Raw genomic sequence first — 12,155 nt, forward strand, 5'->3', positions numbered from 1 at the left:
GCTAGGTAGGGGGACTCGGGCGGCAACACCGAAGTGACTACGTGTTGTCCGGATGGACTACGTGTTTACAGACCGCGGAAACACTTGAGCAAAATTTGTGCCTGCTGCAGCTAACACAATGCGCGGGCGTGCCGATAGATGCTTATGAGCACGGACTGCTCGCTTTCGGCCATGGATCGGCCTCGTATTGGCACATCCATAGGCAGGGTAGCTGTGTTTGATTCAGTCACGTCCGTCGCGCTCTCCAGCGCCCTTGATTCGCTGGCGCTGCGCCAGCGGACCATCGCGGACAACATCGCCAACGTCAACACCCCCAACTATCACGCCAAGCGGGTGTCCTTCGAGGATGCGCTGGCGCAGTCGGTGGCGGCCGGCGACGGGCACGTGACGGCGACGACGGCTACCTCGCTGGAGCCGACCCAGCTCAACGGCAACAACGTGAACCTGGACACCGAGACCCTGTCGAACATCGACACGGTGCTGCGGTACCAGTTCGCCTCGCAGGCGGCCGGCACCGAATTCGCGGCAGTCCGCACGGCGATGAGGACCGCCTGATGACCTTCGACGCGATCGGCATTGCCGGCACCGCCCTGACCGTGCACCGCAAATGGCTCGACGCGCTCGCGGACAACATCGCGAACGTGAACACCGCGCGCCCCACGAGCGGCCCGGCGTTCCAGGCGCGCTACATCGACGCCGTTCAGGGACAGGGCAACACCGGCGTCTACGTGGCCGGCACCTCGCTGGGCGACGCGACCGGCCGGGTGGTCCACGACCCGACCAACCCGCTGGCGGACAAGGACGGCAACGTCCGGATGCCCGACATCGACCTCGGCTCCCAGATGAGCCAGCTGATCATGGCGCAGCGCGGCTACCAGGCCAACGCCGCGGTAGTGGACCGGGCCAAGACCACGTATGAAGCAGCACTGCAGATTGGAAAGTCCTGATGAGCATCCCCGCGATCGGGTCCGTGCAGGGTGTGGCCGGGACAGGCTACCTGCCGTCCGTCCAGGTTGCGCCGGCTACTGACGGCTCGGGCTTCGCGTCCAGCCTTGCCAGCGCGGTGGACAACGTCCAGCAGCTGCAGTCCACCTCCAACGACCTGGCCGTCAAGGCCGTGACCGGCAACCTGGACGACATCCACACCGCCACGCTCGCCGCCACGCGCGCGCAGGTCACCCTTGAGCTCGTCGCGGCGATCCGCAACAAGGGCGTCGACGGCTTCAACGAGATCATGAGGATGCAGGCCTGATGCCCCCGCAGCTCAAAGCAATGCTGGCCCGCCTGCAGGCGTACGTTGCCGGCTTCAGCACGGCCCAGAAGACCATCGCGATCATCGGCGTCGCCGGCCTGGTGCTGGGCGGCATCGCCCTCACCTCCTGGCTGGGCAAGCCGACCATGGCGCCGTTGTTCTCCGGCCTGCAGGCCGCCGACGCGTCCAAGGTGACGGACCAGCTCAAGACCGACGGCGTTCAGTTCGAGCTGACCGACGGCGGGGCGACCATCATGGTGCCGCAGGACCAGGTGTACGCGGAGCGGATCAAGGCCGCCGCAGCCGGCCTGCCCTCGAGCAAGTCCAACACCGGCTACTCGCTGCTGGACAACATGGGCGTCACCTCCTCCGAGTTCCAGCAGAACGTGACGTACCAGCGGGCGATGGAAGGCGAACTCGCCAACACCATCGGCGCGATGGACGGCGTCAAGCTCGCCACCGTCAAGCTGGCCATCCCGAAGGATTCGGTGTTCACGGCCACCAAGGCGGACCCGAAGGCCTCGGTGTTCGTGGAGACGAATCCCGGGACGACGCTGACGGCGGACCAGGTGCAGGCCATCGTGCACCTGACCTCGGCGTCCATTGACGGGCTGACGCCGGCCAACGTCTCCGTCGTCGACTCCTCGGGCAACACGCTCTCCGCGGTCGGCGTCGGCACTGTGGGCGGCGCGTCCAAGCAGGCGGGCGACTACGAAAAGACGACGACGGGCAACATTCAGGCGATGCTGGACCGTGTTCTGGGCCCCGGCAACGCCACGGTGGCGGTCTCCGCCGACATGGACCCGCAGTCCGGCACGAAGGTGGACGAGACGTTCACCCAGCCCACGAGCGCCCCGGCCCTGAGCGAAACCAACGACAAGCAGTCCTACACCGGCACCGGCGGCCCCGCGGCCGGCGTGCTGGGCCCGGACAACATCGCCGTCCCCGGCGGCAGCGCCTCCGGGTCAGCGGGCAGCGGCGGCAACGGGACCTACACGTCGGATAAGTCCACGAAGGACAACGCGGTCAACAAGACCACGCAGACCACCAACATTCCGGCCGGCGTGCTCAAGCGCCAGACGGTGTCCGTGGCGGTGAACTCCGCCTACACCGGTGCGAACCTGAACCAGATCCAGAACCTCGTCTCCTCCGCGGCCGGGATCAACACCGCCCGCGGCGACGTCGTGACGGTCGAAAACGTCGCCTTCGACCAGACGGCCGCCAAGAACGCCCAGGCGGCGCTGGCGCAGGCCAAGGCGGATGCCGACGCCAAGGCCGCGATGGAGCTGTGGAAGAACATCCTCATTGCCGCAGCCGTCCTGCTGGCGGCCGTGCTGGCCCTGTTCCTCTACGCCCGCAAGAACCGGCGCCAGAGCCGGGAACTGGTGGACCTCGGGGAGCGGCTCGAACCGACCGTCGCGCTGCCCGCACCGGAGACCGTGGCCCTGTCCGTCCCGGCGATGCCGGTGCGGGAGGTCGTCCCGATGGAGCTGCCGCCGCTGCCCGAGGAGGACATCGACACCCAGCAGAAGCGGGCGCAGATCGAAGCCCTCGCAGCCGGGGACCCGGACAGGACCGCGAGCTTCCTGCGCGGCATGATGGATGACAGGGCCTCGGTATGAGGACCGCGGAAGCCCTGACCGGCACGCAGAAGGTCGCGATCGTGCTGATGCAGCTCAACCGTGAGCGGGCCGTGGCCGTGATGCAGCAGTTCACCGAGGCCGAGGCCGAGGAAGTCTCCTCCGAGATCATGCGGATGCGCCGGGTGGATCCCGACGTCGCCGCCGAGGTGATCGGCGAGTTCTACAACATGGCCGTCAGCGGAAAGCCGGCCATGCGCGGCGGCCGGGACTTCGCCGCGGGCCTGCTGGAGGCATCCTTCGGCAGCGAAAAGGCCGCCGGCCTGATGAACCGGGTGACCTCCTCGATGGCCGGAAAGTCCTTCGAGTTTCTCGACGACGCCGAGCCGAACCAGGTCATCGCGCTGCTCGACGGCGAGCTGCCGCAGACCATCGCGCTGGTGCTGGCGCACCTGAAGACCAAGAAGGCCTCCGCGGTGATGTCGGGGCTGCCGGTCGCGGTGCGCACGGACGTCGCGCAGGCGATCGCCGTGATGGGCGCCGCCACCCCGGAAGCCATCGGCATCGTCTCCGAGATCCTCAAGTCCCGCGCCGGAGCGGTCATGTCCGACCGGGAGCAGACCGAAGTGGTCGGCGGGGTCCAGCCGCTGGTGGACATCATCAACCGCTCCGACGCCTCCACCGAACGTGCCCTCCTGGAGGCGCTGGATGAGCGGGACCCGGAGCTGGCGGAGGAAATCCGTTCCCGCATGCTCACCTTCGCGGACCTGGTCAAGCTGGAGCGCCGCGACGTCCAGCAGGTGCTGCGCGGCGTCGACCCGGCGATGCTGGCGCTGGCGATGAAGGGCGCCTCCGAGGCCGTGACGGACGTGATCCGCACGAACGTCTCCGAGCGCAACCGCGAGATCCTCGACTCCGAGATCGCCGCCGTCGGTCCGGTCCGCGCCTCGCAGGTCGAAGAGGCCCGGGCGGACATTGTCCGGCAGATCCGCGAGATGGAATCCGCCGGCATCATCACCGTACGCAGGAACGAAGACGATGACCTTGTCTACTGAGGCGGCCTACTCCGCGGCGCGTTTCCCCGTGCTGAAGGCCCCCGCGGCTCCGGCCCCGTCCGCCCAGGGCTACACCCAGGGCCACGCCGCCGGCTACACGGCTGGTCTGCGTGCCGCCACCGCGGAACAGGCCGCCCGGCTGAGCGAGATGGAGGCCGAGCACGCCGCGATGCTTCGGCACCTGCAGGCCAAAACGGACCGGGTTCTCGCCTCGCTGGCCGCCGCCGCGGAAGCGCTGGACGCCGCGGTGCTGCCGGTGGTCGAGTACGCGCAGGACACGCTGGTGGACGCCGCCCTCGAACTCGCCGAGAGCATCCTGGGCTACGAACTCTCCGACGCGGACACCTCCGCCCGCGCCGCCGTCGCCCGCGCGCTCGCGGAGCCGGTGCCCCCGGGCGTGCACACGGTGCGCCTGCACCCGGCCGACCTGGCGGTGCTGGACCAGGCAACGCTGCAGCGCGCCGGTGTGGCCTTCGCCGCCGATGAGTCACTGCAGCGCGGCGATGCCGTGGCCGAGTTCGCCAGCGGCTACGTCGACGCGCGGATCGGCTCCGCTCTGGGCCGGGTCCGCGCGGCGCTGCAGGAGGACCGGGCATGACCGTCACCGCGTGGCGCCCCCGCGCCGACAGATTCGCCGCCGCGCTTGCCGCCGGGCGCCCGGAACGGGTGGGAACGGTGACCTCCGTCGTCGGCCTCGGTGCCGAGCTGGACGGCCTGGACGTTTCCATCGGGGACCTGGTCCGGCTGGGGGAGGGCCCGGGCGTGGAAGCCGAGGTGGTCGCCACCACGCGCGCCGGTGCCCGTTGCATGCCGCTGGGCCGCATGACGGGCATCAAGGCCGGGTCCCCGGCCCGCACCAGCGGCAGCGCCGCCATGGTCCCCACCGGCACAGGCCTTTTCGGCCGCGTCCTCGACGGGCTGGGACGGCCCATCGACGGCAAGGGCCCGCTCGCCAAGGACGGCATGGTGCCGGTGCACAACGACACCCCGTCCGCCATGCACCGCGCCCGGATCGACTCGCCGCTGCAGGTGGGGGTGCGGGTGCTGGACACCCTGACCACCATCGGCAAGGGCCAGCGCATGGGCCTGTTCGCCGGGTCCGGCGTCGGCAAGTCCTCGCTGCTGTCCATGATCGCCCGCGGCACGGACGCCGAAGTCTCGGTGATCGCCCTGGTGGGGGAGCGCGGCCGCGAGGTGCGCGAGTTCCTCGAGGACGACCTCGGCCCCGAAGGCCTGGCCCGCTCCATCGTCGTCGTCTCCACCTCCGACGAGCCGGCGCTGATGCGCATGCGCGCGGCGTTCACGGCCACGCGGATCGCTGAATCCTTCCGCGACCGGGGCGCCGACGTCGTGCTCATGATGGACTCGCTGACCCGCGTGGCGATGGCGCAGCGCGAGATCGGCCTGTCCGTCGGCGAGCCGCCCGCCACCCGCGGCTACCCGCCGTCGACCTTTTCCATCCTGGCCCAGCTGCTCGAGCGCGCGGGCACCGCCGAGAGAGGCTCGGTCACCGGGCTCTACACCGTGCTGGTCGACGGCGACGACCACAACGAACCGATCGCTGACGCCGCCCGGTCCATCCTGGACGGCCACGTGGTCCTGGACAGGGCGCTCGCCGTCGCCGGGCACTTTCCCTCCGTGGATGCCCTCGGCTCGATCTCCCGGGTCGCCTCGAAGGTCAACTCCGCCGAGCGGACCAGGACGGCCTCGGCCCTGCGCACGGTGCTCGCAGCCCGGCGCCGGGCACAGGACCTGATCGACGTCGGCGCCTACCAGCGCGGCACCAACCAGCTCGTGGACGCCGCCCTGGACCAGGAAGGCGCGATCAACGCCTTCCTGCAGCAGCGCATGGACGAGCAGTCCCCGGCCGCCGCGGCCTGGGACCAGCTGGAGAACCTGACCCGAATCCTTGGAGCCGCCTGATGGCACGGAACTTCCCCCTCGCCGGACTGCTGCGCCTGCGCCGGCTCGAAGAAGACCAGGCGGCGCTGGCGCTCGCGGACGCGAATGCCCGGCACCAGTCCAGCAGGTCACGCCAGCGCGCGGCCCGTGCCGAACTCGAGGAGAGCCCCAGCGAGGCGGCGGGCGCCACCGCGCTGCGGATGGCGTCGGTTGCCCGCGCCTCCTCACGCAGCATGCTTGCGGAGCTGCAGGCCGCCATGGACCAAACCGGGGCGGAGGCAGCCCGGGCGCAGGAGGCCTTCCAGGCAGCCCGCACCCGGACCGTGGGACTCGAAAAACTGCACACCAAGCACACCGCCGAACTCGCGGCCGAGGAACTCCGCGCCGAACAGCTCGCCCTGGACGAGATTGCCTCCGGCGCCTGGCAGCGCGCACACCGGAAGGCGGCCCGATGAGCATCGCCGATACGATCAGCCGGGTCTCCCAGCTGCAGGCCGCGTTCGCGTACATCGCCAACCCGACGCCGTCCGTTGCGGCGACCACCACCACTGCTTCCGGCGGCGCCTCAGGAGCGGCTACCGGCACGGCGTTTGCGCAGGCGCTCACGGCTGCGCAGGACAGCGCGGCCACTGCGGACCCGGCCAGCGCAGGTTTGAGCGGTGCAGGTTTGAGCGGTGCAGGTTTGAGCGGTGCAGATTTGGCCAGTGCAGGTTTGACCAGTGCAGTCGCTGACTCCGGCCTCTCCGGCGCCGCTTCGGTGACCGGGCCGGCGATGACCGAGCTCGAGAAGCTCGCCGCAGCCGCGCCGCAGCTGACCGTCGACGCGGGATCCGCCACCGGCCAGGCGGTTGCCGACGACGCGCGGAAGTACCTCGGCGTCCCGTATGTCTGGGGCGGTACCGACCCGGCGACCGGGCTCGACTGCTCCGGCCTCGTCCAGCGCGTCTTCAAGGACCTCGGCGTCGACGTGCCCCGGCTCGTCTACCAGCAGAGCAAGGCGGGCACCTCCATCCCGTCGCTCTCGCAGGCGAAGCCGGGGGACCTGCTGATCATGAACGGGTTCGACCACATCGGCATCTACATGGGAAACAACCAGTACCTGCACGCCCCGTACCCGGGCCAGAACGTGCAGATCGCCGAGCTACCGGCCGGGTTCACGCCCGACAAGATTGTCCGGGTGGTCCCCGCCACCGCCGGCGCGTCGATGGCTCCGGCGGCAACGCAGTCCGCCGTGACCGACCTGCTCTCCAGCCTGCAGGCTTCGCTGGCCACCGGCGGAGCGGCGACGCCGCCCTCCGCGTCCTTGCTGGGCGGCTTGGGCGGTTCCTTCAGCGCAGGGGGCGCCCTGTGAACATCCCCGCAGCCCTCACCGGTGCCCCTGCGCCGGCGGCCCCGAAGAAGACAACCGACCAGACCGGCTCCGCCGCCGGCTTCGGCGACAGCCTCCTCGCCGCGATCGCGGCCTCGCCCGGCACGGACACCGCCCAGGGTCCGGCAGGCGGCAAGGCCCCGCACAAGCCGGGCAACGGCAAGACGGCCGGGACAGCGGCCGACCAGGCCGGCGGGTCAGGCGTACCTCCGCAGGCGTTCCCGCAGGTTCCGTCGCTCTTGCAGCCGTCCGTGACAGCCGTAGCGGCCGTCGCTGCCGTGCAAACCGTGGCGGCGGGGGCGGCACCGGGCGCGGCCACCACGGCGGGCTCCCTGCAACCCGGCGTGACGCCGGCGGCAGCCGCCGCCCAGGGGCGCGTGCCCGCGGCACTGCCCGGAACCACGCCCGCCGTGGCGACATCTGGAGCCGGTGCCGTGTCCGGACTGGCCCCGGCTCAGGCGGCCGCTGCGCCCGCTTCTAACGCTCAGGCTTCCACCGCTCAGGCGGCTCATCCCGCCGCGTCCGCCGCGTCTGCGGCCGCCGTCGGACCCGCCGTCGCCCTTTCGGCCCCTGGTCCGGTGGCCGCAACCGGGCGGCAGCCCAAGGGTCCCGCGAAAGAGGGCACCGTGCAGGCAGCACTGCCTGCTGACAAGGACGGCGCTGCGCTGGCGGCTGGCCAGGGCGCTGTGCCAGCCCCCGGGGGCCCGTCGTCAGCTGTAGCTGCTCCCGCGCCGGCGGCGTCCGCTGCCCTCGCGCCGGCGGCTGTCACGCCGGGCGCGGCTGTCGTGACCGCTGCCGCTGCTCCCGCGCCGCAAGCGGGCCCGGGCAGGGCAGCGGCAGAGCCAACCGTGACCGCCGTGGCCGCGAAGGATCCCGGGACGGCTGCCGCGCCGCAGTTCGCCCAGGTCGCGGCCGCGACCCCTGCGGCCCCGGCCACCCCCGCCCAGGCCGCGAACCCCGTGCACACCCCGGTTGCGGTTCCTGCCGGCATTGCCGCCCAGATCGCCCGCCCGGTCTTCACCATGGCACGGGCACCGGAGGGCACCCACACGCTGACCGTGCAGGTGAACCCGGAAAATCTCGGCCCGGTGACGGTACAGGCACACATCAGCGCCGGGAATGTGCGGATCGAACTCATCGCGGCCAACAGCGACGGCCGCGATGTGCTGCGGCAGATCCTTCCGGACCTCAAGCGTGACCTGGCGGGCACCGGCTCACAGGCAACGCTGGACTTGTCCTCCGGCGGCCAGCCGGGGTACCAGCAGGGCGCGCAGGACCGCGAAGGGTCCGCCCGCACCGCCCAGGCCGGTTATCCGGCCGCCCGCGGTGAACGGCCGCCTCCTGCTGCCGGCCACGCACAGCCGTCCCGGCCCGGGAGCTACGGCACCGACACCATCCTCGACGTGATGGCCTGAAAGGACGCACCCATGACCATTACCCCGGTTGAATCAACCACCCCCGCCGCCGGCCTGACCTCCACGGCGCCCACCACGGCCCCGAAGCAGGTGATGGACGGGAACATGTTCATGAACCTGCTGGTCACGCAGCTGAAGAACCAGGACCCGTCCTCGCCGATGGACACGAACGCGATGATCGGGCAGACAACCCAGCTGGCCGAAATGCAGAAACTCACCGACCTGTCCGCCACCTCCACCCAGGACTTCTCCCTGCAGATGCGCTCCGCCGCCGCAGCGCTCATCGGCAAAACCGTCAGCTACACCGGGCCGGACGGCGCCGCCGCCACCGGCACCGCCACGTCGGTCTCCTACGCGGGATCCACCCCGCAGGTCACCGTCAACGGCACCAGCATCGCACTCGACGCCCTCACCGGCGTCCACCAGTAACCTCCGTCCCGCCCACCGAAAGGCAGCACCATGCTCCGCTCCCTGTACTCCGGCATCTCCGGCCTCCGCTCGCACCAGACCATGCTCGACGTGACCGGCAACAACATTGCCAACGTCAACACGGCCGGCTTCAAATCCTCCTCCGTGCAGTTCGAGGACACGCTGTCCCAGCTCACCAAGGGCGCCGGCGCGCCGACCGGGAACTCAGGCGGCACCAACCCGGCCCAGGTCGGCCTCGGTGTCCAGGTTGCCGGCATCGTGACCAACTTCAACCAGGGCTCCGCGCAGGCCACCGGCAAGGCCACCGACCTGATGATCTCCGGTGACGGCTTCTTCACCGTCAACGTCGGCGGCCAGCAGCTCTACACCCGCGCAGGGGACTTCAACCTGGACGCCAACGGCCAGCTGGTCACGCCCGACGGCGCGGTCCTGCAGGGCTGGACCGCCGTGAACGGTGTGGTGCAGACCGGCGGCCCGGTGGGAAGCCTTTCGGTGTCCTCCACCGCCGTCTCGCCGGCCAGGGCCACCACCCGCGCCACCGTCTCGGGCAACGTGCCCGCGGACGCGGCCGCCGGAGCGGTGCTGGACCGGCAGATCAACATCTACGACGGCAGCGGCAACGCCACCGGCCTGGACCTGACCTTCACCCGAACCGCCACCGGGTGGGACGTGGCCGGCAAGGACGGCGCAAGCACCTCCCTGACCTTCACCAACGGCGCCCTGACCGGCGGGGGATCCCTCACCACCGGCGGCGTCAACGTCGACCTTTCCAAGGTGACAGGCTTCACCGGCATGACCTCGGTGTCGATCGACAGCCAGGACGGCCGCGCGGCAGGCACCCTGGAGTCCTTCAGCGTTGCCAAGGACGGCACCATCATGGGCTCCTTCAGCAACGGCGCCAAGCAGGCCGTGGCCCAGCTCGCGATGGCGAAGTTCACCAACCCGGGCGGCCTGGAGAAGGCCGGCGATTCCGAGTACCGCGTGAGCGCCGACTCGGGCGCCCCCGTGCTGGGGACCGCCGGTGCTGCCGGGTTCGGCGAGATCAACGCGGGCTCGCTGGAAATGTCCAATGTGGACCTGTCCCAGGAGTTCACCAACCTCATCGTGGCCCAGCGCGGTTTCCAGGCGAACGCCCGCATCATCACCACCTCGGACCAGGTGCTCCAGGAGCTCGTGGACCTGAAGCGCTAGCTGATTCCGGCAGCCCCCGGCAGCTAACGAAGCGGCCGGGGCTGCCGACAGTGGAGGGAGACGGCCAAACTGTGGCCGTCCCTTGACCAAGGATGTCTTGATGATCGTTGTGACCCGGTTGGACCGCAGAGAGTTTGCGATCAACCCCGACCTCATCGAGCGCATCCACGCCAGCCCGGACACCACCCTCCACCTGGCCGACGGCTCGACGTACATCGTGGCCGAGACCATGGAGGAAGTGATCGAGCGGATCGCCCGCTACCGTGCCTATGTGATCGGTTTGGCCCGTCACCAGAGCGACCCAGCTGTCCGGCTGGCCCCCAGAAAGTAAGCCATGGATCCAGCAACAATCATCGGAATCCTCCTCGCGTTCGGCGCCCTCTTCGGGATGATCACGCTCGAGGGTTCCAGCGTCGCCACCATCCTGCTGCCGCCGCCGATGGTGCTCGTGTTCGGCGCGACCATCGCCGTCGGCATCGCGGGGTCCACGCTCAAGGACGTCATCGAGGCGTTCAAAGCCGTGCCGGTCGCCATCAAGGGCAGGACCACCTCGCCGCAGGAGAGCATTGACCAGATCGTCTCGCTCGCGGAGAAGGCCCGCAGCGAGGGGCTGCTGGCCCTGGAAGCGGACGCGCAGGAAAGCAAGGACCCCTTCCTGCGCGGGGCCCTGCAGAACATCGCCGACGGCACTGACGGCGAGGAACTGCGGATGATGCTCGAGGACGAAATCGCCTCCCGCACCAAGTCGGACCACACCTCCTCGAAGTTCTTCAAGTCCCTCGGCGGCTACGCCCCGACTGTCGGCATCATCGGCACCGTGGTGTCCCTGACGCACGTGCTGGAAAACCTCTCCAACCCGGCCGAGCTCGGGCCGATGATTGCCAGCGCCTTCGTGGCCACGCTCTGGGGCCTGCTTTCGGCGAACTTCATGTGGCTGCCGATCGGGGACCGGATCGCGAAGATCTCCGACCTCGAGGTGGACCGGATGGTGCTGCTGATGGAGGGCGTGCTGGCCGTCCAGGCCGGAAGCCAGCCGCTGCTGCTGCGCGAACGGCTCAAGGCCATGGTGCCGGCGAACAAGCTCAAGACCGGCACGAAGGGCAAGGACGCCAAGGAAGCACCGGCCGTCCCGCTGGAGGCCGCGGCATGAGCGCCCGGCCCCGCCGCCGGAGCCGGGCCAAGCTCGAGGAGCACCACGTCGACGAGCGCTGGATGGCCTCGTACATGGACATGGTCACCGTGCTGATGTGCATGTTCATCGTGCTGTACGCCATGTCCACGGTGGACCAGACCAAGTACCAGCAGCTGAAGAACTCGCTGGCCACCGGGTTCGGGGCGGTGAACGTCGGCAAGATCGACACCGCGAAGGGCGTGGTGGTGCCGCCGGAGCAGGCCAACCAGGACAAAGAAGGCTTCAACGACCTGCAGCTGGCCAAGAAGGAAGCCGATAAACTCACCGCCCTGCGGGACAAGATGGCGAAGAACCTCTCCGCCAAGGGCCTCGCCGGCACCGTGCAGTTCGTCATCGACCAGCGCGGCCTGACCGCCAAGCTGGTGGGCTCGAAGTCCTACTTCCAGCCGGACAGCCCCGTGCTCACCCCGCAGACGAACAGCATCCTCGCCGCCATCTCGCCGGTGATCGCCCCGATTCCGGAACAGATCACGGTCGAGGGCCACGCCGCCAACCTGATCACGTCCTACCCCTCGACCTGGGAACTGTCCTCGGCGCGGGCGACGGCGGTGCTGCGCTATCTGGTCGAACGCGGCGGCGTGGCAGGCCCGCGCATCGGCGCTATCGGCTACGGCTCGGCGCGGCTGGTCAACCAGGACCGCACCGAGGCCGAGCACGAGGAGAACCGCCGCGTCGACGTCGTCATCCTCTCCGGCCAGCCGGACAGGATCCGCGCCCTGATACCCCAGGTCCTCAAGAGCGGCAGCTAGCCGTTCGCCCCCAGCAATCCG

15 protein-coding genes are annotated in these 12,155 nt (G+C 70.0%); all 15 read left to right on the plus strand.

What is annotated here, in order from left to right; translation table 11 throughout:
- Positions 1–213: 213 nt before the first annotated feature.
- The 15 genes from flgB (at position 214) to KIH31_RS09340 (ending at position 12,134) form a co-directional block, all read left to right on the plus strand.
- Positions 214–555: a flagellar basal body rod protein FlgB gene (gene flgB, locus KIH31_RS09270; RefSeq protein WP_214426850.1), complete on the plus strand. Its 342-nt coding sequence runs from the start codon at positions 214–216 to the stop codon at positions 553–555.
- On the plus strand, positions 555–947 hold the full coding sequence (locus KIH31_RS09275; protein ID WP_214426851.1) for a flagellar basal body rod protein FlgC: 393 nt from the start codon (positions 555–557) through the stop codon (positions 945–947). The genes flgB and KIH31_RS09275 overlap by 1 nt, the downstream gene beginning before the upstream one ends.
- On the plus strand, positions 947–1,252 hold the full coding sequence (locus tag KIH31_RS09280; RefSeq protein WP_214426852.1) for a flagellar hook-basal body complex protein FliE: 306 nt from the start codon (positions 947–949) through the stop codon (positions 1,250–1,252). Before KIH31_RS09275 ends, KIH31_RS09280 begins: the two co-directional genes overlap by 1 nt.
- Positions 1,252–2,874, plus strand: coding sequence for a flagellar basal-body MS-ring/collar protein FliF (gene fliF, locus KIH31_RS09285; protein WP_214426853.1), 1,623 nt, complete (start codon positions 1,252–1,254; stop codon positions 2,872–2,874). The genes KIH31_RS09280 and fliF overlap by 1 nt, the downstream gene beginning before the upstream one ends.
- Complete coding sequence (fliG, locus tag KIH31_RS09290; protein WP_214426854.1) at positions 2,871–3,887, plus strand: flagellar motor switch protein FliG; 1,017 nt, start codon at positions 2,871–2,873, stop codon at positions 3,885–3,887. The genes fliF and fliG overlap by 4 nt, the downstream gene beginning before the upstream one ends.
- Positions 3,871–4,485, plus strand: a complete 615-nt coding sequence (locus KIH31_RS09295; RefSeq protein WP_214426855.1) for a FliH/SctL family protein — start codon at positions 3,871–3,873, stop codon at positions 4,483–4,485. The genes fliG and KIH31_RS09295 overlap by 17 nt, the downstream gene beginning before the upstream one ends.
- Positions 4,482–5,810, plus strand: a complete 1,329-nt coding sequence (locus KIH31_RS09300; RefSeq protein WP_214426856.1) for a FliI/YscN family ATPase — start codon at positions 4,482–4,484, stop codon at positions 5,808–5,810. The genes KIH31_RS09295 and KIH31_RS09300 overlap by 4 nt, the downstream gene beginning before the upstream one ends.
- Entirely contained in the window at positions 5,810–6,244 is a 435-nt protein-coding gene (locus KIH31_RS09305) for a flagellar FliJ family protein (RefSeq protein WP_214426857.1), read from the plus strand. Before KIH31_RS09300 ends, KIH31_RS09305 begins: the two co-directional genes overlap by 1 nt.
- Entirely contained in the window at positions 6,241–7,140 is a 900-nt protein-coding gene (locus tag KIH31_RS09310; RefSeq protein WP_214426858.1) for a C40 family peptidase, read from the plus strand. The genes KIH31_RS09305 and KIH31_RS09310 overlap by 4 nt, the downstream gene beginning before the upstream one ends.
- The gene (locus KIH31_RS18395) at positions 7,137–8,573 is read left to right on the plus strand and encodes a flagellar hook-length control protein FliK (RefSeq protein ID WP_214426859.1); all 1,437 of its coding nucleotides are present in this window, start codon (positions 7,137–7,139) and stop codon (positions 8,571–8,573) included. Before KIH31_RS09310 ends, KIH31_RS18395 begins: the two co-directional genes overlap by 4 nt.
- A gap of 12 nt (positions 8,574–8,585) precedes the next feature.
- Positions 8,586–9,002, plus strand: a complete 417-nt coding sequence (locus KIH31_RS09320; protein WP_214426860.1) for a flagellar hook assembly protein FlgD — start codon at positions 8,586–8,588, stop codon at positions 9,000–9,002.
- 30 nt (positions 9,003–9,032) lie between these two features.
- Positions 9,033–10,193, plus strand: coding sequence for a flagellar basal-body rod protein FlgF (flgF, locus tag KIH31_RS09325; RefSeq protein WP_214426861.1), 1,161 nt, complete (start codon positions 9,033–9,035; stop codon positions 10,191–10,193).
- 100 nt (positions 10,194–10,293) lie between these two features.
- On the plus strand, positions 10,294–10,524 hold the full coding sequence (locus KIH31_RS09330) for a flagellar FlbD family protein (RefSeq protein WP_214426862.1): 231 nt from the start codon (positions 10,294–10,296) through the stop codon (positions 10,522–10,524).
- 3 nt (positions 10,525–10,527) lie between these two features.
- Complete coding sequence (locus KIH31_RS09335; RefSeq protein WP_214426863.1) at positions 10,528–11,343, plus strand: motility protein A; 816 nt, start codon at positions 10,528–10,530, stop codon at positions 11,341–11,343.
- Positions 11,340–12,134: a flagellar motor protein MotB gene (locus KIH31_RS09340; RefSeq protein WP_214426864.1), complete on the plus strand. Its 795-nt coding sequence runs from the start codon at positions 11,340–11,342 to the stop codon at positions 12,132–12,134. The genes KIH31_RS09335 and KIH31_RS09340 overlap by 4 nt, the downstream gene beginning before the upstream one ends.
- Positions 12,135–12,155: the final 21 nt, after the last annotated feature.

Origin of the sequence: Paenarthrobacter sp. DKR-5, assembly GCF_018531425.1 — a bacterium.
Lineage (GTDB): Bacteria > Actinomycetota > Actinomycetes > Actinomycetales > Micrococcaceae > DKR-5.

Bases quoted from the DNA above. Each gene is read 5' to 3' on its own strand.
- KIH31_RS09275 (WP_214426851.1), top strand. From the start codon at position 555: ATGACCTTCGACGCGATCGGCATTGCCGGCACCGCCCTGACCGTGCAC.
- KIH31_RS09320 (WP_214426860.1), top strand. From the start codon at position 8,586: ATGACCATTACCCCGGTTGAATCAACCACCCCCGCCGCCGGCCTGACC.
- KIH31_RS09340 (WP_214426864.1), top strand. From the start codon at position 11,340: ATGAGCGCCCGGCCCCGCCGCCGGAGCCGGGCCAAGCTCGAGGAGCAC.
- fliF (WP_214426853.1), top strand. From the start codon at position 1,252: ATGCCCCCGCAGCTCAAAGCAATGCTGGCCCGCCTGCAGGCGTACGTT.
- KIH31_RS09305 (WP_214426857.1), top strand. From the start codon at position 5,810: ATGGCACGGAACTTCCCCCTCGCCGGACTGCTGCGCCTGCGCCGGCTC.
- flgF (WP_214426861.1), top strand. From the start codon at position 9,033: ATGCTCCGCTCCCTGTACTCCGGCATCTCCGGCCTCCGCTCGCACCAG.
- KIH31_RS09300 (WP_214426856.1), top strand. From the start codon at position 4,482: ATGACCGTCACCGCGTGGCGCCCCCGCGCCGACAGATTCGCCGCCGCG.
- KIH31_RS09295 (WP_214426855.1), top strand. From the start codon at position 3,871: ATGACCTTGTCTACTGAGGCGGCCTACTCCGCGGCGCGTTTCCCCGTG.
- KIH31_RS09335 (WP_214426863.1), top strand. From the start codon at position 10,528: ATGGATCCAGCAACAATCATCGGAATCCTCCTCGCGTTCGGCGCCCTC.
- fliG (WP_214426854.1), top strand. From the start codon at position 2,871: ATGAGGACCGCGGAAGCCCTGACCGGCACGCAGAAGGTCGCGATCGTG.
- KIH31_RS09280 (WP_214426852.1), top strand. From the start codon at position 947: ATGAGCATCCCCGCGATCGGGTCCGTGCAGGGTGTGGCCGGGACAGGC.
- KIH31_RS09330 (WP_214426862.1), top strand. From the start codon at position 10,294: ATGATCGTTGTGACCCGGTTGGACCGCAGAGAGTTTGCGATCAACCCC.
- KIH31_RS09310 (WP_214426858.1), top strand. From the start codon at position 6,241: ATGAGCATCGCCGATACGATCAGCCGGGTCTCCCAGCTGCAGGCCGCG.